Raw genomic sequence first — 23,160 nt, 5'->3', positions numbered from 1 at the left:
GCGCGCCGGCCCCGGGTCAGCGGCGCGGCCGACCGGTGAGGTGGCTCAGCGACCGGGCGACCATATCGTCCCGGGCCGCCGGGGCCAGCCCCTCCAGCCCGAAGCCGAGGTAGACGCTGTCGGCGGTGACCACCGCCGAGCCCTCCTCGAACGCCTGCTCACTGCGGCTCCAGTCGTTCGCCGCGGGCCCCGAGCCGGCCGGCGGGCCGGCCACCGTCCACCCGCCCAGGTCGGGCGTCTCGAACGAGGTGTCCGAGACCACCGACCCGTTCACCGTCACCCGGGCGTCGTCCAGGAAGACGCCGAGGCCCTGGGTGCCCCAGTCCGAGACGTACGAGATGGCGATCTCGACCTTCTTCCCGGCGTACCCGGACAGGTCGACGGCGAACTCCTGCCATCCGCCGGACGACCCCGTGGCCGCATGCCAGCTCCCGGTGCTGCCCGTCGGGGAGCAGTCCGTGCCCTGGTAGTGGGCGAGGAACGGGTGCAGCTCGTCCACCCAGCCCGAGGCGCAGCTCTCCCCGGCGACGGGCCGGGTGTGTCCGTTGGCGTCCGGCAGCGTGGTCCAGTCGTCGCTGCCCAGCTCGTGCGCTTCGACGATCAGGAAATCCCAGTTCTCCTCGATGTCGTACGAGGTGGCGAAGCGCAGCTCGGCGGTGGTCGCCGAGGTCAGGTCGACGGTGCGGGTGAGCCGCTTGTACGCCTCGTCGGCGCGTCCGCTGTACACGTACCAGTCACCGGTGCGCGGATCGTACGGCGCGGCGCCCGGCCGGGCCCAGTCGACGGCCGCGGAGCTGGCGAACTGGGGGTACCGGTCCGGTGGCAGGAAGCTCGACGTGCTGAGGAACGAGGCGGTGTGGTCCTGGTTGCCGGCCGACCCGGGCACGTTGAGGGTTCCCGTGAAGCCGGTGAACGCCCCGGCCGAGCCGCGCACCGGGTACGGGTCGCCGGCCGGGTCGGTGCCCCCGTCGCCGAGGTAGTTGTACGCCCCCAGCCAGTACTGCTGGAAGTCGTTGAGCAGCGGCAGGCAGGCCACGTCGTCCGGGTCCACGCACTCCGGCGGGGCGCCCGGCCGATACACGTACCCGCCGTCGGAGCCCTGCGCGAACAGCGCGTACTTGCCGCTGACCAGGACCTTGCCGCCCTCGTTGAGGTAGTCCCGCACCGCCAGTTCGGTGGTGAGCGCCGCCTCGGCCGTGGTGCCGGCGACCTGCCCGGGGGCGCGGAGGATGACGTCGTCCCCGGTCTCCCAGACCACCGCCCGGTAGTGCGAGAGCACCCCGAGCGGGTGCGGCGCCTTCCGGCCCATCGTGTCGAAGTCGTACACGTCGGCGCGGTGCCCGGCCTTCTCGACCGAGGCGGCGATTCCGGCGGCGTACTTCGCGGCGGTCCCGTCCTGCGCCGGGCTGGGTCCGGTCACGTCCTCGACCGCGAGGACCAGCACGTCGCCGTCGATGTCGGGATGCACACGGTAGGTGAAGTGCGCGCTGGTCACCGGGCCCTTGCGCGGCTTCACCCCGGTGAACCAGACCTCCACCCGGTCGCCGGGCCTCGTACCGGTGACCGTGCCGCGCAGCTCGGCGTAGTAGCGGTCGTTGGTGTCGCCGTACCGCTCTCCGCCGCGCCACTCGCGGACCTTGGTGGTCTTCGGTCGGCCGCCGTTGACCGTGTAGTGCATCCGCACGTCCTTCAGCGCACGCCGGGTGACCGAGGCGACCTGCTGGGTGCGCCCGTACGAGGTGTCGAACGCGTCCACCACGAAGTCGGGGGTGCTCCGGCCGACCACCGAGGAGGGCTCGTCCGGGTCGGCCGCGGACTTCGCCACCGCCAGGGCGAACGGCAGGTTCTTCGCCACCTCGGCCGAGATCAGCTTCTCGTCGTCCGGAAAGACGAAGCCGCTGACGCAGTCCTCCGGGCGCCACTGGTCGTCCGGGTCGGACGCGGCGGCCGTCTGGCAGGTGGACATCTCCGGGGTGAAGCCGAGCGCGCCGTAGCGGACCTGCGCGTGCGAGTCGGTGTCGCCGTTGGTGGTGTACAGCTCGGCCGAGATGTCCGGGTCGTATCCGGGCACCGCCGGGTGGTCGTCGTCGCCGGCCATCGCCTCGTAGATCACGTCGTCGGGCGTGGGGGTGCTGACCTGCCAGCCGACGCCGTAGAGCAGCAGTTGGGCGGCCGAGTGGTAGTTGACGAAGAACTCGAAGCCGACCCGCCGGAACAGTCCGTCCAGCGCCCTGGTCTCCGGCTCCGAGTTGGGCTTGGCGCCCCGGTAGGTGTCGCTGGCCGGCTCCGGTGAGGACCCCTCGTCGTCGTACCCCCACTTGTAGCCGAAGTTGCGGTTGAGGTCGACGCCGTCCACGCCGGTGATCCGGCCGTCGCCGTCGTTGTCCCGCAGGTTCTTGCGCCACAGCCGGTTGCCGCTGGTGAAGGTGTGGTCGTAGCCGTCCGGGTTGGCAACGGGCAGGAACCACAACTCGGTGGTGTTCACCAGCCGGGTGATCTCCGGGTCGGCGCCGTAGTTGTCCAGCACGTGGTGCAGCAGCCGGCGGGTCATCTCCGGGGTGATCCACTCGCGGGCGTGCTGCGTGCTGGCGTAGAGCACGGCCGGCCGCTTCCCGTCCGGCAGAGTGCGCGCGCCGCGGGTGACCTTCACCGCGAGGATCGGCTGGCCCTGCACCGTACGCCCGATGGTCTCCACCTTCGCCAGTCCGGGATACCGGGCCGCGGTCGCGGTCAACTCGTCCCGGATGCCGCCCGGCTCGCTGTAGGACCGGAACGCCTTCCAGCCGGCCGCGGCCTGCTCGCGTAGCACCTCGGAGGCCGGCTTGCCCCGGACCTTCTTCACGGTCAGCGGCACGCCCTGGCTGGCGAGCCTGTCCGCCGCTCGTCGGGTGAGCACGGTTTCGATCGTGGTGGCCCCGGCCGGATCGGCGGACCGGTGGTCCTCGTCCAGGTCGACCCCGGCCGCCCGCAGCTTCTCCAACTGCCTGGCGTCGACCGTGCCGACGTAGACCTCCAGCCCGTCGCGGCCGCCCGGGTCGGACGGTGGCCGCGCACTGGCCGGAGCGGTCAGCGCCATCGCGCCGACCAGGGTGAACACGCCGGCGATCGCCAGCCGTGTCGGTCTCATCGCGCCCCCTTCGGTGGAAGGACATCAGGCGCGAGCCTGGCCGCTGCGGCGCACGTATGTCAATGGTTCAATGGATCTCTCGGCTACTCACTGTGCCGAAGTGCCAGCTCCGAGTGGCGGACGCGAAGCGGCCCGCCCGGTGCCGGGCGGGCCGCGTGGAGCGGATCAGTGGGACAGTTCGACGTCGAGCGGTCGGTCGGCCGCCGGGTCGAACGCCCGGTCGCAGAGCTGGGCGAGGTGCGCGACGATCTTCTGCGGGTCGTCGAACGGATCGAGCGCGGCGACCTCGATGGGGTCCAGCACCGGCACCGGCACGTGGGAGATCAGCGGGTGCAGCGGCCGGACGTCGACCTCACCGGTGCCGAGCAGGTCCTCGTGCAGCTTTTCGCCGGGGCGCAGTCCGGTGTAGACGATCGGGGTGGGGTTCGGGGCCCGGGCGATCATCTCCCGGGCGAGGTCCTGGATGCGGACCGGCTCGCCCATGTCCAGCACGAGCGCCTCGCCGTCGCGGCCGATGGCGGCGGCTTGGAGGACCAGGTGCACCGCCTCCTGGACGGTCATCAGGTAGCGGGTCACGTCGGGGTGGGTGACGGTCACCGGCAGTCCCGCCTCGATCTGTCGCTGGAAGGCGGTCACCACCGACCCCCGGCTGCTCAGCACGTTGCCGAAGCGCACGCTGAGGAACGTGCCGGGGTGGTTCGCGCCGGCGTGCGCGGTCAACCGCTCGGTGATCCGCTTCGAGTAGCCGAGCACGCTGACCGGGTCGGCGGCCTTGTCGGTGGAGATGTTCACGAACCGGGCGACGTCCCGGCAGGCGTCCAGCACGGTCAGCGTGCCCCACACGTTCGTCTTGACCGCCTCGCCCGGGTGGCGCTGGAGCAGCGTGAGGTGCTTGAGCGCCGCCGCGTGGAAGACGATCTCCGGCTTCCGGTCCTGGAAGATCCGCCGGATCCCCTCGTCGTCGCGCAGGTCGGCGAGGATCAGCTCGGGGCTGTCGAGCAGGGCCCGACCGGCGAGGGACATCTGCAGTGCGTGCAGCGCGGACTCGTCCCGGTCCAGCATCATGAGCTCGCCGGGGTCGGCCCGCATGATCTGCCGGCAGAGCTCCGAGCCGATCGACCCGCCCGCGCCGGTGACCAGGATCCGTCGTCCCCGGAGCCCGTCGTGGTCCAGCGTCAGGTCGCTGACCACCTGTCGCCGGCCCAGCAGGTCGCTGATCTGCAGGTCCCGCACGTCGTTCACGGTGATCCGGTGGTTGACCAGTTCGCGTACCGGGGGGACCACCTTGAACGCCGCTCCGGTGGCCAGGGTGGCCTCCCGGATCTGGCGCACCAGGTCGGCGTCGGCGTTGGCCACCGAGAGGATGAGGCTGCTCGCGCCGGTCCGGCGCACGGCGGCCGCCACGTCGTGCCGGCCGCCGAGCACCCGCACCCCGTGGATCCGCAGGTCGCGCTTGTCCGGGTCGTCGTCGAGCAGGCCGACCGGCAGGTAGGCGCTGGCCGGGTCGCTGACCATCGACCGCAGCAGGCCCTCGCCCGCGGAACCGATGCCGAAGAGCAGCACCTTCTGCGCGTCGGCGGCCCGGGGGCGCAACGCCCGGTCCTGCTGGTGCCGGTAGACGGAACGGGTGCCGAACATCAGCAGCAGGGCCAGCGCCGCCCCGACGACCGGCGTGCTTGCCGGAACCGGGCGCTGCGGCAGCGGCGCGAGCGTGAGCAGCAGCAGGGCTGCGGTCACGGCCGTGGTGGCGGCCAGGCCGCGGATCTCGCCGAGGCTGCCGAGTGGGTGGCGCCCCGCGTAGAGCCGCCGGACGACCGTGCCACCGAGGTGCAGTGCGGCGGCGGTGAGGCCGATCGCGACCGCCCGAGCGAGCTGCCCCGGGGTCAGGTCGAACTCGTACCGGGCCCACACGGCCACCACGCTCCCGCCGAGCCACGCCGCCGTGTCGGCGACCAGGAGCTGGACGGCTCTCCGCCGTCTACCGGCCTGGCCTGCGTTCTCGGCAGTGATTGCTTCCCGCGGCATCTGTTCTCCCCTGTTGATCACCCGCGTCGTGGCCGCCGGCAGGGCGGCCGCTTGTCCTTCTCTGCTTACCGGGTGGGAAGGGGTTTTGTCGGGGTTTCGCATTTAATGGGCGATTCGGCGTGTATGTGAGGACGCCTCGGTGTCCGCGACGCCCCGGCCGACCGGCACCCGGCGGCCACCGGATCCGCGGGGCGGCACGAGCTCGTCCAGCGCGGCCTGCAGGCGCGCCGCCATGACCGCCCGGGACCGGTGCTTCCCGATGTGCAGCCGGCCCCGCCCGCCCATCGCGCGCAGCGTCCCGTCGTCCAGGTCGACCAGCCCGCGCAGCCCGACCACGAGCTTGCCGGGCTCCACCGCGGCGCCCGAGTCGGACTCGTTGACGATCTCGTGCGGCTCGCCCGGACAGTTGGTCACCACCGGCACGCCGGCCGCCAGGTAGTCGTAGAGCTTGTTGGGGCTGGCCCCGAGCCGGAAGACCGCCGCGTCGGCGAGTACGTGCACGCCGATGTCCGCGCCGCCCAGGACGCCGGCGAGCTCGGTCTTCGGCATCATGTCGAGGAAGTGCACATTCGCGAGGCCCTCGGCCCGGGCCCGCGCCACCAGGCGCGTCTTGTCGATCCCGTCACCGATCAGCGCGAAGGTGTGCTCGGTCAGCTCCGCCGCCGCGTCGAGCAACTCATCCAGGCCGTTGGCCTCGCCGTGCGCCCCCGCGAAGACGATCAGCCGCCCGTGCACCGGTATCCGGTCGCGCAGCGGGCGGTACCGGTCGTGGCGGAGGGCGAACGCCTCCGGATCGGCCCCGTTGCTCACCCAGGTCAGCTTCGCCTCGTCCACGCCGAGGGAGCGGAAGTACGACCGCCAGCCGGCGGCGACGATGACGATCCGGTCCGCCCGGCGGTACAGCCAGGTCTCCAGCGCCCGCAACGCCCGGTGCACCAGCGACCCCTCCCGGAGGTGCCCGGTGCTCACCATCGACTCCGGCCACAGGTCGCGGATCTCCAACACGAACGGCACCCGCCACAGTCGGGCCGCCAGCCAACCGGCGACCGGGGTGAGGATGTGCGGAGACGACGCGTACACCAGGGCCGGACGGCGCCGGGCGAGCGAGGCCACCAGGGCGCCCGCCGCGTAGCCCAGCCAGTTCAACACCCGGCGGTGGTTGTTCCGGGTGTAGCCGGGCACCCGCACCCGGACGAAGTGCGGCTCACGGTTGCGGAACCGCCGGCGTGAGTAGACGTCGCGGTCGCCCGCGACGATGGTGTAGTCCCAGCCGGAGAGCCGGCCGAACAGCTCGACGTGCCGGGTTCCGCCGGGCTCGGAGAGCGGCTTGGCGTAGTGGTTGAGGACGAGGACGTGACGCTGAGCGGGGACGTGGTCAGTCACGGTCCCTCCGATCTGACGGTCGACGGCGCGGCACCCGGTGCCGCGCGGGGAACGGAAAGAGACGACGGCCGGTCACCGCGTGGTGGACGACAACCGCCGGTACCAGTGCTCCATCGCGGACACCTGGCGCGACCAGAGCTCGTGCGTCTCGATGAAGGCGCGATTGGTCGCCCGGTCGACGGCTGGCAGGCCCTGTACGGTGCGTAGCCGACCGGCCAGCGTGGTGGCGAGCGGCTCGGGCAACACCTCGGCGACCAGGCCGTCGGCGAGGAGTTCGCGGTACGGCGGCAGGTCGGACAGGAGCAGCCGGCACCCGGCGAGGGCCGCCTCGAGGACCGCTGAGCTGCGTTGGTCGCCGCGCGGCACGGAGAGCGCCACGTCGCTGGCCCGCATCAACGCGAACGTCTCGGCCGGCGACAGCGTCCGGTCCACCAGGGTCAGCCGTCCGGACGACGTGTCGGCCATCTCCCGGACCCGAGCCAGGCCGGCGGCGTGCTCACGGGCCGCCGACGCCTCGCCGGGCACGTGGCCGGCGAGCACGACCAGGTGAAGGTCCGGCCGTTCGCCCCTGACGTGCCCGTAGGCGCTCAGGACGTCGTCCGGCCGGTAGACCGGCGCCACGCCCCGCATCGACAGCAGGACGGTGGCCTGCTCCGGAATGCCGTGCCGACGGCGTACCGCCGCCGGGTCGACGGTGCCCAGGCTGGCGAGCAGCGTGTCGTCCACGCCCCAGGACAGGGTGGCGGTGCGCGCGGCCGGCACCCGGTACCGGCGGGTGATCTCCTCGGTCACCGACCGGGAGGTCGGCACCACCAGGTCGGCCCGGTGCAGGGTGAGCCGGGTGACCCAGCGGCGCAGCCGGGACCGGGTGGCGGCGCGTAGTTCGCTGCCCCACGGGGTGACCACCCGGACCGGAACCCGGGGCAGGGCGAGGGCGAGCAGCCCGGCCCGGCCGACCGAGTGGACGTGCACCACGTCTGGCCGCACCTGGCGGACCTCGCGGCGCAGCCACCAGCCGGTGGCGAGCAGCCGTCGTACGGCGCCCAGCGAGCTGCGGCCGGCGCCGGGCGCGCCGGGCGGGACCCGCAGGTCCACGCCGGCCAGCGGCTCGGCCGGCGCCCAGCCGGCCAGCACCACCCGGTGCCCCCGGCCGGCCAGTGCGGCGGCCCACCGGCGGGTGTGCAGGGACTGCGCGGGGCCGAGCAGCAGCACCCGGGAACCTTCCCCGGCACCGCAGTCAGCCACGGCGGTGCCGCCAGACCTGAGTCGCCTTGACCACCCGGGCGCGTAGCCGGCTCGCCGGGTCCCGCAGCCGGGCCCGCCAGCGACCGGCGACGTCGTCGAACACGGGCATCCCGGTCAGGCCCGCCGTGGCGGCGAGCAGCGAGACGTGCAGGGCGTGGTAGTTCACGGACGCGGGCCACGACCAGCGCAGGTCGTACCGGGACCAGTAGCCGAGGTCGAACCCGGCCAACTCCGCCGCCAGCCGGTCCTGTACGGCCAGGTGGGCACTCCCGCCGGTGCGGTGCTGGTGCTCGATGAGCCCGAAGAGGGCGAACAGCGCGCCGTTGAGCACCCGGCTCGGCGGCGAGGCCGGACACTCCTCCAGGAAGGGCCGGCCCCGCTCGTCGTAGTCGGCGCAGCCGCCCCGGTCGACCGGCCGCAGCAGTACCTCGACGGCGCCGTCGGCGCTGTCGAGGTAGGACCGTTCGCCGGTGAGGTCGTGCGCGCGCAGCAGAGTGGACGCCGCCATGCCCTGCGCCATGCCGGAGTACCAGCCCGGCCCCACCCCGTACCGGGGCACCGGCACGGGATAGCGCCAGCCACCCTCCCCGTCCTGGTGCGCCCGGAGCCACGACGCCTGGGTGAGGAACGGTCCGAAGCGGTCGCGGTCCGGCCGGTCCTCGGCGAGCGCCCGGCTGTGCTCGCCGAGCGCGTACAGGCACATGGACACCGGGTTCGGGTAGGCGCGCCCGTCGGGGCCGGTGGCGGTGACGACGCCGTCGGCGTCCAGCGCCGTGCCGCCCGGCAGGTCCGTCCAGACCATGGGAAACGGCCCGCGTCCGTCCCGACGCGCGCCGGCGGCCACCGGGTAGTCGCGGACCCGCAGGTCGCGTACGCCGCTGGCGAGCAGCGACCGGAGCGCGGTCACCACGAGCTCCCTGTCCCGGCGGCGGCCAGCGCCGTGCGGTACACGGACTCGACGTCGGCCACGGTGCGGTCGATGTCGAACCGGCGCAGGCATCGCTGCCGGCCGAGCCGCCCCATCTCCCGGCGGCGCTCCGGATCAGCGAGCAGCGTCACGAGGGCCTCGGCCAGCGCGACCGGGTCGCCGGGCGGGACGAGCAGGCCGGTCTCGCCGTGCTGCACGGTGTCCGGCAGGCCGCCGACGTCGCTGGCGACCGCGCCCTTCTCCATGAGCAGCGCCTCGATCATCGCGTAGCACGCCGACTCCTCCATGGAGGGGTTGACAAGCACGTCCATCGCGGCGAGGACGTTCTGCACGTCCGTGCGGTGGCCGGTGAAGTGCACCCGGTCGGCCACGCCGAGCCGGGCCACCCGGGCCTCCAGCTCGCGGCGGTAGTCGCCGGCGCCGACGAACTCGTCGCCGACGATGAAGACGTGTGCCCCGGGCACGCGGGCCAGCACCCGCGGCACCGCGTCGATCAGCACCTCGTGTCCCTTGACCCCGATGTCCCGGAAGGCGCGGAGGCGGGTGGGGTACATGTGGGCCACCATGCCGATCGTCGGCACGTCGTCACCGAGGCCGAACTCGGCCCGGAAGGGGCGGCCGGACGCCGTGGGGTCCAGGCGCCGCACGTTGCATCCGTAGTGGCTGACCGCCACCGACCGGGCGCCGAACCGGCGGTACCGGTCGGCGAACGCGGTGCAGGAGCCGATCAGGACGTCGGCGCGGGAGAGCGTGGCGAGGTCGATCCGGCGCAGGATCGGGCTGCGCAGGTGGTTGATCCCGGTGACCTGGTTGACGTGCAGGCCCCGGGTGACGGCCAGCCTCGCCACCCGGCAGGCGATGTTCGCCTTGAGCAGGTGCGCGTGCACGACGTGCGGACGGAACTCCCGGATCAGCCGGATCAGGCGCAGCTCGGCGGCGGCCACGCGGGGCAACTGCCGGGGGCGCCAGCCGTTGAGCGGCACGATCTCCACCGGCACGTCGGCGGTGCGCAACCGCGCGGACAGCGCCCCCTCGGCCGGCAGCACGGCCCGGACCTGGTGGCCGCGCCGGGCCAGGCCGACGACCTGGTCGTGGAACCAGCTCCCGCCGTTCGGGGTGCTGGTGACCTGGAGGATCCGGAGGGGACCGGAAGCCTCCGGCGGCGTGGATGGGGTCATGTCGGTCTCCGGGTAGCGGTGCTGAGCAGCAGCACGAACGGGATGAGGACCGGCAGCGTGAGCAGCGGCTCACCGGTCAGCGAGCAGACCGCCAACCCGATGCCGCCCAGCAGGGCCGCCTCCGGCACCCACCCCGTACGCGTGCGGTAGCCCCGCCAGACCGACCGGTAGACCAGCACGAGCAGCGCGACGAGCAGCGCCGTGCCGATCAGACCGGTCTCGGCCAGTACGGTCAGGTAGAGGTTGTGCGGATGGGCCAGCAGGCTGAGCCGGGGACCGGCCTGGTACGAACCCCCGGTGACGTGCTGGATGAAGTACTCCGGCAGCCGTTCGTTGAAGTTCAGGTAGCCGACGCCGAAGGCGGGGAAGTCCCCCGCCATCCGCAGCGCCGCCGCCCACATGTCCAGCCGCAGGCCGGACGAGACGTCGAGGGCCCCGGTCGCGGTGGTCTCGTTGATCCGGGTACTGATGGTCTCCGGCACCAGGTTCGCGCCGGGGAGCGCCGCCCCGACGGTTACGACCAGGGTCACCACCAACCACAGTCCCACCCGGGCCAGCCGCCGCAGGGCGAAGCAGACCAGCACCGCCGCCGCGCCGAGGTAGGAGGAGCGGCTGTAGGAGTAGCCGACACCGAGCAGCAGGACCGGCAGCGCCACCAGGATCGCGAGCCGCAACGACACCGGCGCCGGGTGACCCCACCGAGCGAGCAGGACGGCGAGGGCGACCACGAGCATCGGACCCCAGATGTTGTGGTTCGCCTCGCCCGACGTGCCGGACAGCAGCGCGGCCGCCCCGTCCCGCATCGTGGTGACGGTCTGGACCACCCCGACCACGGTCGCGGAGAACGCGAACCCGAGCAGCAGCGACCAGGCCGACGGCCCGTCCCGGACCGCCAGCGGCAGGCAGACCAGGGGTACGGCCAGGACCGCGACCTGGGTGACCGAGGCGACCAGGCCCTCCCCGGGGCCGATCACGGTCGCGCCGAACAGCAGCACGGCCAGCAGCGCTACCACCAGCAGGGAGCAGTGCCGGTCCCGCCAGGTGACGCGTCGCCGCACCAGCGCGCCGACAGCGGCGGCGGCGCTCAACACCAGCAGCACCACCGGGCTGACCGCGTACGGTTCGGGCAGTTGGGCCGCCGGAGCGGCCAGGGCCAGCCCCCAGAGCGCGGTCGCGGGGACGGCGGCGACCACGCCCACCAGCAGCAGGGCGGCGACCATGGTGGGCAAGGCCAGCGGCACGTCGGCCAGCCGGGTGGCCAGCAGGCCCGCCCCGACGGCGGCCACCGCGCCGAGCCCGCCGACCAGCACCGGGGAGCTTCCGCCCCCGGCGGCTCCGCGCCACCCGCCCTGGGGCGCCGCCCGCCGGCGCGCGCCCCGTCGCGGGTCGGCGCGGAGGAACGCGGGGGCGATCACGGCCGCATAGACCAGGTAGCCGGCACTGCCGGCCAGGCCGGCGCCGACGGCGTCGAGACGGGGCACGAGCACCGCCATGGCGGCCACCCCGACCGCCGTTGCGGCGACCGCCGCCACCACCGTGGCGGCGGGCCGGTCGGTCGCGGTCAGGTAGCTCTGCCCGACCCGGGCGAGCGCGAAGACCGCCACGCCGGGCAGCAACGCCCAGACGGTCGCGACGGCGCCGTCGAACTCGTGGCCGTAGAGCAGTGGCACGACGTACGGCGCCGCGACCGCCAGCGCCGCGGCTCCCACGCTGGTCACCAGCAGGGTACGGCCGCCCAGGTGCACCACCGAGCGCCAGTTCGCCTGGCCGTTCGCCACCGGCGGGATCAGCACCAGGCTGACCGCGATCGGGATGATCAGCAGCACCTCGGCGAGCGAGAGCGCCACCGAGTAGACGCCGACGGCGCTGGCGCCCACCAGGAGCTGGATCACCGGCACCTGGACCCGGATCATGCCGAACTGGGCCAGGTTCGGCAGGTAGGCCCGCCGCGCGGACGAGCGGTACTCGACCACGTCACCGGAGCGGTGGGCACCGCGCTCCGGCCGGCTGCGCCAGATCAGCGCCACCAGCCCGGCGACCTGTCCCAGCCCGTACGCGGCGAGGGCGGTGAGCGCCGAGACCCGGCCCGACACCACCAGGCCGCCCAGTCCGGCCAGGTAGACGGTGAGTGCCGCCACCACGACGAGGTTGTAGCCGGCGGAGCGTCCCCGGCCGATCTCGACCGAGCCGAGCAGCGTGCTGAGCAGCACCACCGGGCACAGCGCCAGGGCCAGCGCGAAGGTGGCCGGCTCGAGACCCAGGCGTACCCCCGGCCCGAGCAGCAGCCCGGCGGCGGCCCACGCCCCGGCGAGCGCCGTGCCGGCGAGGAGGGCGTAGCGGACGCTTGCCCGGACCGCGTGCCGGTGGTGGCCGGGTGACCGGCCGGCCAGCCGGAGGTTGGCGGTGTCCATGCCGACCGCGCACACCGTGCTGAAGACGGCACTGGCCGCGATGGCGACCGCCAGCAGGCCCCGGTCGTGAGGGCCGAGAGCGCGCGCGGAGAGGATCCCCGCGGCCAGGCTGATCAGCAGGGACGCGACGCGGGAGCCGGCGGTGCCGGCCGCGGCGACGGCGAGCGTGCGGATGCCGACGGCGGTGGGCGGGGCGGGCACGGTGACCCCGTCCGGCGGCGCGGCGGTGCGCGGCGCCAGGTGACGCGGCCGCTCGAGGTCCACGGGGATGCTCACCGGGCCGGCACTCCCTTCACCACCACACCGGCCGGGACGTCCCGGACCACGCAGGCGCCGGCGCCGATGGTGGCGGCGGCCCCCACGGTCAGACCCTGGAGGATGGCGGCGGTGGTGCCCACCAGGACCGCCTCCCCGAGCCGGCAGTCGCCGGAGACGGCGGCGAGCGGGTTGACCGACACGTAGTCGGCCAGGGTGCTGTCGTGGCCGACGGTGACGTTCTGGTTGAGGTGCACGTGCCGGCCGATCGTCACGTTGGTGGTGACGCGGGCGCCGGCGAAGGCGACGAAGCCCTCCCCGTACGCGACGTCCGGGCCGACCGTGGCCGCCGGGTGGACCAGGGTGGCCACCGGCAGTCCGTACCCGTCCAGGCGCGCGCCCACCGTGCGGCGGACCCGGGGGTCCCCGATGCCGATCACCACGTGGGTGTCCGGCGGCAGGTCCCGGAGCCGGTCGAGCCCGCCCAGATACGGCACGTCGAGCCGCTGGACGCGTTTGAGGTTCTCCTCCGCGGGCCGGTCGTCGACGAAGCCGGCCGGGCGCCAGCGCGGCGCGTCGCCGTTGACGGCCCGGACGATGCCCAGCACCTCTCGGCCGTGACCGCCGCACCCGACGATCACCAGGTCGGTCGTCACGCGGGGGACGCTCCCGTCCGCTCGGCGAGGAACGCACCGATCACGGTGAGGACCTGGGCGACCTGGCCGGTGTCCATGGCGGACCCGCTGGGCAGGGTGAGGCCGTCCCGGAACAGTTGTTCGGCGGCCCCGGTGAACCGGCCCTCCGCGGCGCCGAAGACCGGCTGCAGGTGCATCGGCTTCCAGACCGGACGCGTCTCGATGTCGTGCCGGGCGAGGTGCGCGGCGAGGTCCGTGGCGTGCCAGCCCGCCTGGCCGGGGTTCACCACGATGCTGGTCAGCCAGCAGTTGGACTCGTCGTCCTCCTCGCCGAGGACCCGCACCCCGGGCACCGCGGCGAAGAGTTTGGCGTACCGGTCCCGCAGGTCACGGCGGCGACCGATCATCCCGTCGAGCCGGAGCAACTGGGCCCGGCCCAGCGCGGCCAGCAGGTTGCTGAGCCGGTAGTTGTACCCGGTCTCGCGGTGCTCGTAGTGCGGCACCGGCTCCCGGGCCTGGGTGGCCAGGTGGCGGGCCCGGTCGAGCAGCACCTGGTCGTCGGAGACGAGCATTCCGCCACCCGAGGTGGTGATGATCTTGTTGCCGTTGAAGGAGAGCGCGCCGACCCGGCCGAAGGAGCCCGCCGGCTGCCCGCCGTGCCGGGCGCCGAGCGCCTCGGCGGCGTCCTCGACAACCGGGATTCCGAGCTCGGCGCAGATCGGCAGCAGGGCCGTGTAGTCGACACAACTGCCGAACATGTCCACCGGCACGACCGCCCGGACGCGTTCGCCGCGGCGCACCAGGTCGTGGAGCAGTTCGGCGGTGAGGGCCACGTCCAGGTTCCCGGTGCGCGGGTCGCAGTCGACGAAGACCGGCCGGGCGCCCGTGTAGCGCACCGCGTTGGCGGTGGCGATGAAGGTGAGCGTCGGCACCACCACCACGTCGCCCGCGCCCGCCCCGACGCCGAGCAGGGCGAGGTGCAGCGCCGCCGTGCCGGAACTCACCGCCACCGCGCCGGCGGTGCCGACCCGCGCCGCCACCTCGCGCTCGAAGGCCGCCAGGTCCGGCCCGACCGGCGCGACCCAGCCGGAACGCAGGGCGGCGATCAGGTACGACTCCTCGAGGGGCCCCACGTCCGGGGGTGAGAGATGGATGGTCCGCGTCATCGGTTTCCTTCCGGTTCGGCGTGTGGTGGACGAGGGCGCCCGCGCCGGGTCGGGCTGGGCGGGGGAGCGGGTGACGGTCACCGGCGCCCGCCGTCCACCGCGGTCAGTGCGCGGGCGCCGACGAACTCCGGCGCGGTGGCGACGCCCTCCGCGCTGATCCCCTCCCGGAGCAGCACCGTCCGGGCGGTGGCGACCAGGATGGACAGGTCCAACCGCAGGCAGCGGTGGTCGACGTACCAGACGTCGTACTCGAACTTCTCCTCCCAGCTGAGGGCGTTGCGGCCGCGTACCTGGGCGAGCCCGGTGATGCCCGGGCGCACCTCGTGCCGCCGCGCCTGCCGCTCGGAGTAACGGGACAGGTAGTGGTCCAGCAGCGGCCGAGGGCCGACGAGACTCATCTCGCCGCGCAGCACGTTCACCAGCGAAGGCAGCTCGTCGAGGCTGGTGGCCCGCAGCCAGCGGCCCAGCCGGGTCAGCCGGTCGGCGTCGGAGACCAGCCCTCGGACCGGGTCCGGCGCCCGCATGGTGCGGAACTTGAGCAGCTGGAACGGCCGGCCGGCGAGGCCCGCGCGGCACTGCCGGAACAGCACCGGACGGCCGTGTGCCACCAGCACCAGCAGTGCCAGGACCGCCATGAGGAAGGCGGCGAGGATCAGCAGCACCGTCGCGACGGTCACGTCGAGGGCTCGCTTGAGGCGATCCTGCCGGAGCCGTTCCGCAGGGTGCGGCGGCGGGAGGATCCTTCGCTCCGGAAGCAGCACGTCAAACCTCGCAAACCTCTAATTACGTGACACAAAGGTTGTTACACCCCAAAGAGGAACTGAAGGCCCTGTTTCGCGTTTTCGGGGCGATACCTCCCTGGATCCAACGCATTGATCCCGTGCGGGACACGGGGTGACCGTGGTGCGCGGCCGGCCGGCCCTGCGAGCCGCAGTAGATTCGCGGGACGTTCATTCGGGAGAGGACGCACTGTGCTGCATTTACGGGTGATCGCGCCCACCGACCGTTCGCCGGCGGTCGTCGACCTGCTGGCGGCCGATCCCGGGGTCACCCACCTCGTGGTGCTGGCCGGGGCCGCCCGCCAGCCGGCCGGTGACTACATCACCTGCGACGTGGTGCGGGAGAGCGCCGACGGCGTGCTGCGCAAGCTCCAGGAGCTGGGCGTCGAGGCGCACGGGGCGATCGCCGCGGACGACGTGGAGCTGACCCTCTCCGCCGCGGCGGACCGGGCCGCGGAGGCCGCCCCCGGGCACGGCGAGGACGCCGTGGTCTGGGACGAGATCGCCGCGAAGACCGGCGAGCAGACCGTGCTCACCGGCACCTTCCTGGCGCTGATCACCGTGGCCACCATGATCGCCGGCATCGGCGTGCTGCTCGACCAGCCCATCCTCATCGTCGGCGCCATGGTGGTCGGCCCCGAGTTCGGCCCGCTCGCCGCGCTCTGCGTGGCGCTGCTGCGCCGGCAGCCGCACATCATCGGCCGCTCGGTGCACGCCCTGGTGGTCGGCTTCCTCGCCGCCATGCTGGTCACCGTGCTGAGCACCTGGGCGCTCACCGCGGCCGGGCTGGTCAGCCGGGACATGCTGCTGGCCGAGCGGCCGCTCACCGACTTCATCTGGCGCCCCGACGCGCTCTCCTGGGTGGTCGGCCTGCTCGCCGGGATCGCCGGGATGCTGTCGCTGACCTCGAAGAAGTCCGGCTCGCTGGTCGGCGTGCTGATCTCGGTGACCACCGTGCCGGCGGCGGCGAACGTGGCGGTCGCGGCCGCCTATGGGGTGTGGCACGAGGCGGCCGGCTCCGCCCTCCAACTCGTGATCAACCTGGCCGCCATCGTGCTGGCCGGCCTGCTCACCCTCGTCGTGCAGCTCTGCTGGTGGCGGCAGGTGCAGCGGCGGACCACCCGGGGCGTGCCGCGGCAGCGGGCCGACCGGCGTCCCGCGCGGGTCAGCGCCAGTCGTCGCCCGCCTCGAGACGCAGGCTGAGCAGCGTGGCCAGGGGCACCGACTCGCCGTCCCGGCCGCCGCGGCCGACCACCAGCGGTGGCGGGGCGGGCTCGGGGTCGGCCCCGAACAGGCGCGCCCGCAGGCTCGGCGGCACGGTGAGCAGGTAGAAACGGCCCTCGGTGTCCACCGCGCGGCTCCGCGCCCGATCCAGGTACCAGCCGGTGATCCGGGTGCGGTAGCGGCCGCGCCCGTCGTAGCCGGCCGCCGCCAACCGGTCGGTGCGCAGCCCGCGCCGCAGCGCCTCGGCGGCGAACCGCGCCACCAGCTCCGCGGCCTCCGCCTGCTCGGCGGCGCGCTGCCGGGCGTCGGCCGCCGCGTGCGCCCGCACCGCCCGGCGCTGCTGTTCCCGCCACTCCAGGCCGTCGTCCCCACCCACGACCGCGAGGGTACGCGCGCCGCTCCGCCGCCGCCCCGACCGCGGGCCGGCACGTCGAATCTTGGACAGTTGCCGTTCGGAATGAACGGCAACTGTCCAAGATCCTCCTTGTGTCGGACTCAGGCCAGGCCGGCGCGGCGCAGCGCCTCCGCCATCTCGCTGTTGGCCGGCGCCGGCGCCCCGCCGCCGCGCCCCTGCCGCGGCTGCGAGCCGCCGCGCGAGCCGCCCCGGTCACCGCGCTGGCCACCGCCGTCCTGAGCGCCGCGCTGGCCACCGCCGTCCTGAGCGCTGCGCTGGCCACCGCCGTCCTGAGCGCCGCGCTGGCCACCGCCGCCCTGAGCGCCGCGCTGGCCACCGCCGCCCTGGCCGCCGCCGCCCTGGCCGCCCCGGTCGTGGCCCCGCCCGCCGCGCTGGTCGCCGCCGCCCGGCGCGCCGCGGTCACGGCGCCCCTCGCCGCCCGGCGGGCGTCCGCCGCCGGCCGGAGCCTCGTCCTCCAGCCGCAGGGTCAGTGAGATGCGCTTGCGGGGCACGTCGACGTCGAGCACCCGGACCCGGACCACGTCGCCGGACTTCACCACGTCGCGCGGGTCCTTCACGAAGGTGTGCGACATGGCGGAGACGTGGACCAGGCCGTCCTGGTGCACGCCGACGTCGACGAACGCGCCGAACGCGGCCACGTTGGTGACCACGCCCTCCAGCACCATCCCCGGCGTCAGGTCGCTGATCTTCTCGACGCCCTCCACGAAGGTGGCGGTCCGGAACTCCGGGCGCGGGTCGCGGCCGGGCTTCTCCAGCTCGCCGAGGATGTCGGTGACGGTGGGCAGGCCGAACGTGTCGTCGACGAACTCGGTCGCCCGGAGCCCGCGCAGGATCGCCGACTTCCCGATGAGCGCGCGCAGGTCCTGCCCGGTGTGGGCGAGGATCCGCCGCACCACCGGGTACGACTCGGGGTGCACGCTGGAGGAGTCGAGCGGGTCGTCGCCGCCGGGGATGCGCAGGAAGCCGGCGCACTGCTCGAACGCCTTCGGCCCGAGCCGGGGCACCTTCTTCAGCTGGGCCCGGGTGCGGAACGGCCCGTTGGCGTCACGGTGCAGCACGATGTTCTCGGCCAGCCCGGCGCCGATGCCGGAGACCCGGGTGAGCAGCGGCGCCGAGGCGGTGTTGACGTCGACGCCGACCGCGTTGACGCAGTCCTCCACCACCGCGTCGAGGGAGCGGGAGAGCTTCACCTCGGACAGGTCGTGCTGGTACTGCCCGACGCCGATCGAGCGCGGGTCGATCTTCACCAGCTCGGCCAGGGGGTCCTGGAGGCGGCGGGCGATGGAGACCGCGCCGCGCAGCGAGACGTCCAGCCCGGGCAGCTCCTGCGAGGCGTACGCGGAGGCGGAGTAGACCGACGCGCCGGCCTCGGAGACGACCACCTTGGTCAGCTTCAGCTCCGGGTGCCGCTTGATGAGGTCACCGGCGAGCTTGTCGGTCTCCCGGCTGGCGGTGCCGTTGCCGATGGCGATCAGCTCGACGCCGTGCGCCGCGGCCAGGGTGGCCAGCGTGTGCACGGAGGCGTCCCACTGCCGGCGCGGCTCGTGCGGGTAGATCGTGTCGGTGGCGACGACCTTGCCGGTGGCGTCGACCACGGCCACCTTCACGCCGGTGCGCAGGCCCGGGTCGAGACCCATGGTGGGGCGGGCGCCGGCCGGCGCGGCGAGCAGCAGGTCGCGCAGGTTGGTGGCGAAGACCCGCACGGCCTCCTCCTCGGCCGCCTGCCAGAGCCGCAGCCGCAGGTCGGCGCCGAGGTGGATGAGGATCCGGGTACGCCAGGCCCAGCGCACCGTGTCGGTCAGCCACCGGTCGGCGGGCCGCCCCTGGTCGCCGACCCCGAACCGGCCGGCGATGGCCGCCTCGTAACGGGTGGGGCCGGTGACCACGGCGTCGGAGTCGCCGTCGGCCTCCGGGTCCATGGTCAGGTCGAGCACGCCCTCCTTCTCGCCCCGGAACATGGCGAGGATCCGGTGCGAGGGGAGCTTCGGGTACGGCTCGGCGAAGTCGAAGTAGTCGGCGAACTTGGCGCCGGTGGTCTCCTGGCCCTCGCGTACCCGGGAGACCAGCCGGCCCCGCGACCACATCTGCTCGCGCAGCGTGCCGATGAGGTCGGCGTCCTCGGCGAAGCGCTCGATGAGGATGGCCCGGGCCCCGTCGAGCGCGGCGGCGGCGTCGGCCACCCCCTTGTCGGCGTCGACGTAGCCGGCGGCCGTGTCCCGGGGGTCCCGCGTCGGGTCGGCCAGCAGCGTGTCGGCGAGGGGCTCCAGCCCGGCCTCGCGGGCGATCTGGGCGCGCGTCCGCCGCTTGGGCTTGTAGGGCAGGTAGATGTCCTCCAGGCGCGACTTCGAGTCGGCCGCCATGATCTGCGCTTCCAGGGCCCCGTCGAGCTTGCCCTGGCCGCGGATGGACTCCAGCACCGCGGCGCGCCGCTCGTCCAGCTCGCGCAGGTAGCGCAGCCGCTCCTCCAGGGTGCGCAGTTGCGCGTCGTCGAGCAGGCCGGTGGCCTCCTTGCGGTAGCGGGCGATGAACGGCACGGTGGCGCCGCCGTCGAGCAGCTCCACGGCCGCCCGCACCTGACGTTCGGCGACGCCGAGTTCCTCGGCGATCCGCTGGTGCACAGACTGGGTCACGATCTGATCCGCCTTCTCGGGTGGGTTCGGCAGCCATTGTGCCGGTCCCGCCACGGCCGGCCGCGCGGCACCCGCCGAGGCCCATCCGCCACACGGGCCCCACGGGTCGGCAGGCGCATCGCGACCTGCGGCACCCTGCGCTAGCGTGGCGATCATGGAACAAGCTGCGGATCCGCGGGCCCGGCGGCTCTTCGGCGGCAGCGCCCGGGCGCTCGGCGACCTGGCGGCCAGCCCGTTCCGGGCGGACCGGGACCGGATCGTCGGGTCGCCGTTCTTCGCCCGGCTGGGCGGGGTGACCCAGGTGATCAGCCCGGGCGGGTCGGGGCTGCTCGTGCACAACCGGCTCACCCACAGCCTCAAGGTGGCGCAGGTGGCGCGGGCGGTCGCCGAGCGGTTGACCGCCGACCCGGCGCACCGCGACCTGTTGGAGAAGCTGGGCGGTTGCGACCCGGACGTGGTGGAGGCCGCCGCGCTCGCCCACGACCTCGGCCACCCGCCGTTCGGGCACCTGGGGGAGCGGGTGCTGGACCGGCTGGCCCGGCAGCGGCTCGGCCTGCCCGACGGCTTCGAGGGCAACGCCCAGTCGTACCGGATCGTCACCAGCACGGAGATCCGCGGCGCGGCGACCACCGGCCTGGACCTGACCGCGGCGGTCCGGGCGGCGATGCTGAAGTACCCGTGGACCCGGCTGGACCACCCGGACCCGCACCCGCGGCACCTGGACCCGGCGCCGCGTGGCGCGGCGGCCCCGCCGGAGGACCCGGAGAGCGGGTCGGTGAAGTTCGGCGCGTACCGGACCGAGGTGGACGACCTGCGGCAGGCCCGGGAGCCGTTCGCCGGCCGGATCCCGGACTGGCAGCAGACCCCCGAGGCGTCGATCATGGACACCGCCGACGACATCGCGTACGCCATCCACGACGTGGAGGACTTCTACCGGGTCGGTGTGCTCCAGCAGGGCGCGGTGGCCGCCGAGCTGATGGCCTGGCAGCGCGAGTGCGGGCACTTCCGGGCGATCACCTCCTCCGCCCTGGTCGCGGCCGGCCGGCGGCCCGGGGCGGCGATCGAGCGGCTGCGCCGCCAGCTGCACCGCAAGGACGCCTGGATCGCCGACGACGAGGCGTTCGCCGCCGCCGTCGAGCACGTCCGCGAGGAGCTGGTGGAGGGGCTGCTGGCGCTGCCCTTCGACGGCTCGATCGAGGCCGAGCAGTACGTGGCCCGGTTCTCCGCGCGCTGGTCCACCCGGTTCGTGGACGCCATCACCGTGACCCCGGAGCCGGACGTCCGCTCGGGGCACGTGCTGCTGGCCCGGCCGCAGTGGCACGAGGTGCAGGTGCTCAAGTTCGTCCACCACCGGTTCGTGCTGGCCCGCCCGGACCTGGCCCTGCACCAGCGCGGCCAGGCGCGGCTGCTCGGCACCCTCGTGGAGGCGCTCTGGGAGTGGCTGCTCGACCCGGAGGAGGAGTCCCGGCTGCCCCGCCGGCTGCACGACCTGGTGGAGCTGGCCGAGGCGGAGCTGCACCCGCGTACCCCGGACCGGATCGGCCGGGCCCGGGGGCGGGCGATCGTCGACTTCGTCGCGCAGCTCACCGACGGGCAGGCGGTGGCCATGCTGGACGCGCTGTCCGGCCGCTCGGGTGCCCTCTGGACGGACGCCTTCGTCCTGTGACTCTCCAGTGGGGCGGGCGGGACCGGGAACCGGCTCCCGCCCGCCGCCCGGCGACGAGGGCTCAGCCCCTGCCCGGCGTCCCGGTGGTGGCGAACGCGACCGGGTCGTGGTCGTGACCCCGCTCGGGCTGGACCGGGACCGGCAGCCGCGGCCCGCAGACCCGCTCGATGTACTCCTCCGCCGCCGGCAGGGCGTCGAAATCGGTGCGCAGGGCGGCGACCCGTAGGACGTCGTGCCACTGGCCACGCCGGAACACCGCCTCGCGGTCCCGGCCCTCGACGCGCCAGCCGCAGTGGCGTACGTAGGCTCCCAGGCTCGCTTCGTTGAACGGCAGGATGGTGCTGTGCAGGCGCCGGAGGCCGACCTCGTAGAAGCTCCAGGCCATGGTGAGCATGATCGCGTCGGTGCCGGCCCCGCGCGGGGTCAGGCCGGGCATCAGCTTGATCCCGGTGAGCGCGCCCCGGTTGTGCCAATCGATCTCCCACAGGCCGGTGAACCCCCACGGCTGCCCCGACACCGGGTCGGTGACGGTCATCCGTTGGACGCTCGGATCGGCGTGGGACCGCCGTAGCCATTCCGGCTGGGCATCCCGGGACACCGGCCAACCCCAGCCCCCGACGTTGTGCCGGACCTGGTCGTGGTTGGCCAGGTCGGCCAGGAAGTCCAGGTCTTCCGCGTGCGTGGGACGGATCGCCACCAGGCGGCCGTTCAGCATGGTGCTCCTCGATGAGACGGCGAGCCGGCGGAGGGGGGCACCGGGATGACGGGCGGAGCCGGCCGAGGGGACGGCTCACCCGAATGGTCTACCAGACATGGCGGGGTAATCGGGAACCAAACGCCCAGCAGGTCCTCAGGCGACGGCCTGCCACCAGCCGTCGACCGCCGGCGGCTCGTCCACCACCACCCGCTCGCCGGGGCGCGGCACGGCCAGCCGGACGTCGCGGGCCTTCGCCTCGGCCCAGAGCCGGTCCACCGGCTCCGACCAGTCGTGCAGGGCCAGGTTGAAGGTGGCCCAGTGCACGGGGACGAACAGCCCGCCGCGCAGGTCGAGGTGGGCGGCGACGGCCTCCTCGGGGAACATGTGGATGCTCGGCCAGGCCCGGTCGTACGCGCCGATCTGCATGAGCGTGACGTCGAACGGGCCGTGCTCCGCGCCGATCTCCGCGTAGCCGTCGAAGTAGCCGGAGTCGCCGGTGTAGAAGACCTTCCGGTGCGCGCCGGCGACCACCCAGGAGCTCCAGAGCGTGCCGTCGCGGCGCAGGCCCCGCCCGGAGAAGTGCTGGGCGGCGGTGGCGGTGAGCGTCAGCCCGCCCACCCGGTGGCTCTCCGACCAGTCCAGCTCGACGATCCGGTCCTCCGGCACGCCCCACCGGTCCAGGTGGGCGCCGACGCCGAGGGGCACCAGGAACGGCGCCGACTGGTGGGCGAGCAGCCCGCGCACGGTCTCCATGTCCAGGTGGTCGTAGTGGTCGTGCGAGATGAGGATGGCGTCGAGGCGGGGCAGCTCGTCGAGGCGTACCGGCGGCTCGTGGATGCGGCGCGGCCCGACAAGTGCGGACGGCGAGCAGCGGTCGCTCCAGACCGGGTCGAGCAGCACCCGGTGCCCCTCGATCTCGACAAGCGTGGAGGCGTGGCCGTACCAGACGACGCTCAGCTCGCGGGCCGGGTCGGCCGGGGCCGGGTCGGCTGGGCGCAGCAGCGGCACGGCGCTGTCCGGCCGCCGCTTCTGCTTGCCGAAGATCAGCTCCTTGACCAGGTTGCGGCCCGGGTCGGCGACCATGGTGCTGCGGGTGCCCGACGGGTTGTGGAAGGTGCCGTCGCGGAAGCGCGGCGAGCGGGCCGCCCGCTCCGCGCGGGCGCCGGCGAGCCGGCCGCCGAGCTGCGCGGGCACGTCCCGCGCCGCCCAGGCCAGCCCGGCCACCGCGGCCAGCCCCGTCATCCGCCACAGCCGCCCGCCGGCTGCCTGCTCCAGTGCCCGGTCGTCCGGTTCCCGCATGATCCGTCCCTCCGCCGTGTCCCGCAGTACACGGTAGCCATCTGCCCGCCACCCCGCGCGGGCGACGAGGCAGGGCAGGCGGATCCGGCGGCGCGGG

At 74.1% G+C, this 23,160-nt stretch carries 16 protein-coding genes; 2 read left to right on the top strand and 14 right to left on the bottom strand.

Going from position 1 to position 23,160, the window contains the following annotated elements; genetic code table 11:
• Positions 1-16 precede the first annotated feature (16 nt).
• The 10 genes from NLX85_RS01530 to NLX85_RS01485 all read right to left on the bottom strand — a co-directional run bounded on the left by NLX85_RS01530 (position 17) and on the right by NLX85_RS01485 (position 15,114).
• Complete coding sequence (locus tag NLX85_RS01530; RefSeq protein WP_254331226.1) at positions 17-3,127, bottom strand: M14 family metallopeptidase; 3,111 nt, start codon at positions 3,125-3,127, stop codon at positions 17-19.
• Between the two features lie 165 nt (positions 3,128-3,292).
• Positions 3,293-5,152, bottom strand: coding sequence for a nucleoside-diphosphate sugar epimerase/dehydratase (locus tag NLX85_RS01525; RefSeq protein WP_254331225.1), 1,860 nt, complete (start codon positions 5,150-5,152; stop codon positions 3,293-3,295).
• A gap of 102 nt (positions 5,153-5,254) precedes the next feature.
• Positions 5,255-6,535 carry a glycosyltransferase family 4 protein gene (locus NLX85_RS01520; RefSeq protein ID WP_254331224.1) on the bottom strand — a complete coding sequence of 427 codons (1,281 nt, stop codon included), beginning with the start codon at positions 6,533-6,535 and terminating at the stop codon, positions 5,255-5,257.
• A gap of 72 nt (positions 6,536-6,607) precedes the next feature.
• A complete protein-coding gene (locus NLX85_RS01515; protein ID WP_254331223.1) occupies positions 6,608-7,747 on the bottom strand; it encodes a glycosyltransferase family 4 protein in 1,140 nt (379 codons plus the stop codon).
• 25 nt (positions 7,748-7,772) lie between these two features.
• The gene (locus NLX85_RS01510; protein ID WP_254331222.1) at positions 7,773-8,687 is read right to left on the bottom strand and encodes a D-glucuronyl C5-epimerase family protein; all 915 of its coding nucleotides are present in this window, start codon (positions 8,685-8,687) and stop codon (positions 7,773-7,775) included.
• On the bottom strand, positions 8,684-9,886 hold the full coding sequence (locus NLX85_RS01505) for a glycosyltransferase family 4 protein (protein ID WP_254331221.1): 1,203 nt from the start codon (positions 9,884-9,886) through the stop codon (positions 8,684-8,686). The genes NLX85_RS01510 and NLX85_RS01505 overlap by 4 nt, the downstream gene beginning before the upstream one ends.
• Positions 9,883-12,573: an O-antigen ligase family protein gene (locus tag NLX85_RS01500; RefSeq protein WP_254331220.1), complete on the bottom strand. Its 2,691-nt coding sequence runs from the start codon at positions 12,571-12,573 to the stop codon at positions 9,883-9,885. The genes NLX85_RS01505 and NLX85_RS01500 overlap by 4 nt, the downstream gene beginning before the upstream one ends.
• The gene (locus tag NLX85_RS01495) at positions 12,570-13,208 is read right to left on the bottom strand and encodes a NeuD/PglB/VioB family sugar acetyltransferase (RefSeq protein ID WP_254331219.1); all 639 of its coding nucleotides are present in this window, start codon (positions 13,206-13,208) and stop codon (positions 12,570-12,572) included. The genes NLX85_RS01500 and NLX85_RS01495 overlap by 4 nt, the downstream gene beginning before the upstream one ends.
• Positions 13,205-14,353 (bottom strand): DegT/DnrJ/EryC1/StrS aminotransferase family protein, encoded by a 1,149-nt coding sequence (locus NLX85_RS01490; RefSeq protein ID WP_254331218.1) that lies wholly within the window; start codon positions 14,351-14,353, stop codon positions 13,205-13,207. The genes NLX85_RS01495 and NLX85_RS01490 overlap by 4 nt, the downstream gene beginning before the upstream one ends.
• A 77-nt stretch (positions 14,354-14,430) precedes the next feature.
• Complete coding sequence (locus NLX85_RS01485; protein ID WP_308210630.1) at positions 14,431-15,114, bottom strand: sugar transferase; 684 nt, start codon at positions 15,112-15,114, stop codon at positions 14,431-14,433.
• A gap of 210 nt (positions 15,115-15,324) precedes the next feature.
• Between NLX85_RS01485 and NLX85_RS01480 the strand changes: the two genes are divergently transcribed.
• Positions 15,325-16,335 carry a DUF389 domain-containing protein gene (locus NLX85_RS01480; protein ID WP_254331217.1) on the top strand — a complete coding sequence of 337 codons (1,011 nt, stop codon included), beginning with the start codon at positions 15,325-15,327 and terminating at the stop codon, positions 16,333-16,335.
• On the opposite strand, the gene NLX85_RS01475 is transcribed toward NLX85_RS01480, so the two are convergent.
• Both NLX85_RS01475 and NLX85_RS01470 read right to left on the bottom strand, forming a co-directional pair.
• Complete coding sequence (locus tag NLX85_RS01475; protein ID WP_254331216.1) at positions 16,298-16,732, bottom strand: hypothetical protein; 435 nt, start codon at positions 16,730-16,732, stop codon at positions 16,298-16,300. The two genes, NLX85_RS01480 and NLX85_RS01475, sit on opposite strands and share 38 nt — an antisense overlap.
• A gap of 119 nt (positions 16,733-16,851) precedes the next feature.
• Positions 16,852-19,401, bottom strand: coding sequence for a Tex family protein (locus tag NLX85_RS01470; protein WP_254331215.1), 2,550 nt, complete (start codon positions 19,399-19,401; stop codon positions 16,852-16,854).
• 154 nt (positions 19,402-19,555) lie between these two features.
• Between NLX85_RS01470 and NLX85_RS01465 the strand changes: the two genes are divergently transcribed.
• Complete coding sequence (locus NLX85_RS01465; RefSeq protein ID WP_254331214.1) at positions 19,556-21,067, top strand: deoxyguanosinetriphosphate triphosphohydrolase family protein; 1,512 nt, start codon at positions 19,556-19,558, stop codon at positions 21,065-21,067.
• A gap of 61 nt (positions 21,068-21,128) precedes the next feature.
• Here the strand turns inward: NLX85_RS01465 and NLX85_RS01460 are convergent, their stop codons facing one another.
• Both NLX85_RS01460 and NLX85_RS01455 read right to left on the bottom strand, forming a co-directional pair.
• Positions 21,129-21,782, bottom strand: a complete 654-nt coding sequence (locus NLX85_RS01460) for a GNAT family N-acetyltransferase (RefSeq protein ID WP_254331213.1) — start codon at positions 21,780-21,782, stop codon at positions 21,129-21,131.
• A 135-nt stretch (positions 21,783-21,917) separates the two neighbouring features.
• Positions 21,918-23,063 carry an MBL fold metallo-hydrolase gene (locus NLX85_RS01455; RefSeq protein ID WP_374628043.1) on the bottom strand — a complete coding sequence of 382 codons (1,146 nt, stop codon included), beginning with the start codon at positions 23,061-23,063 and terminating at the stop codon, positions 21,918-21,920.
• Between the last annotated feature and the right edge of the window lie 97 nt (positions 23,064-23,160).

The organism is Micromonospora sp. A3M-1-15, from assembly GCF_024213425.1.
Classification (GTDB): Bacteria; Actinomycetota; Actinomycetes; order Mycobacteriales; family Micromonosporaceae; genus Micromonospora; species Micromonospora chersina.
Note: the sequence above shows the minus strand (reverse complement) of the source record. Positions and strands in the feature narration are given on the sequence as shown.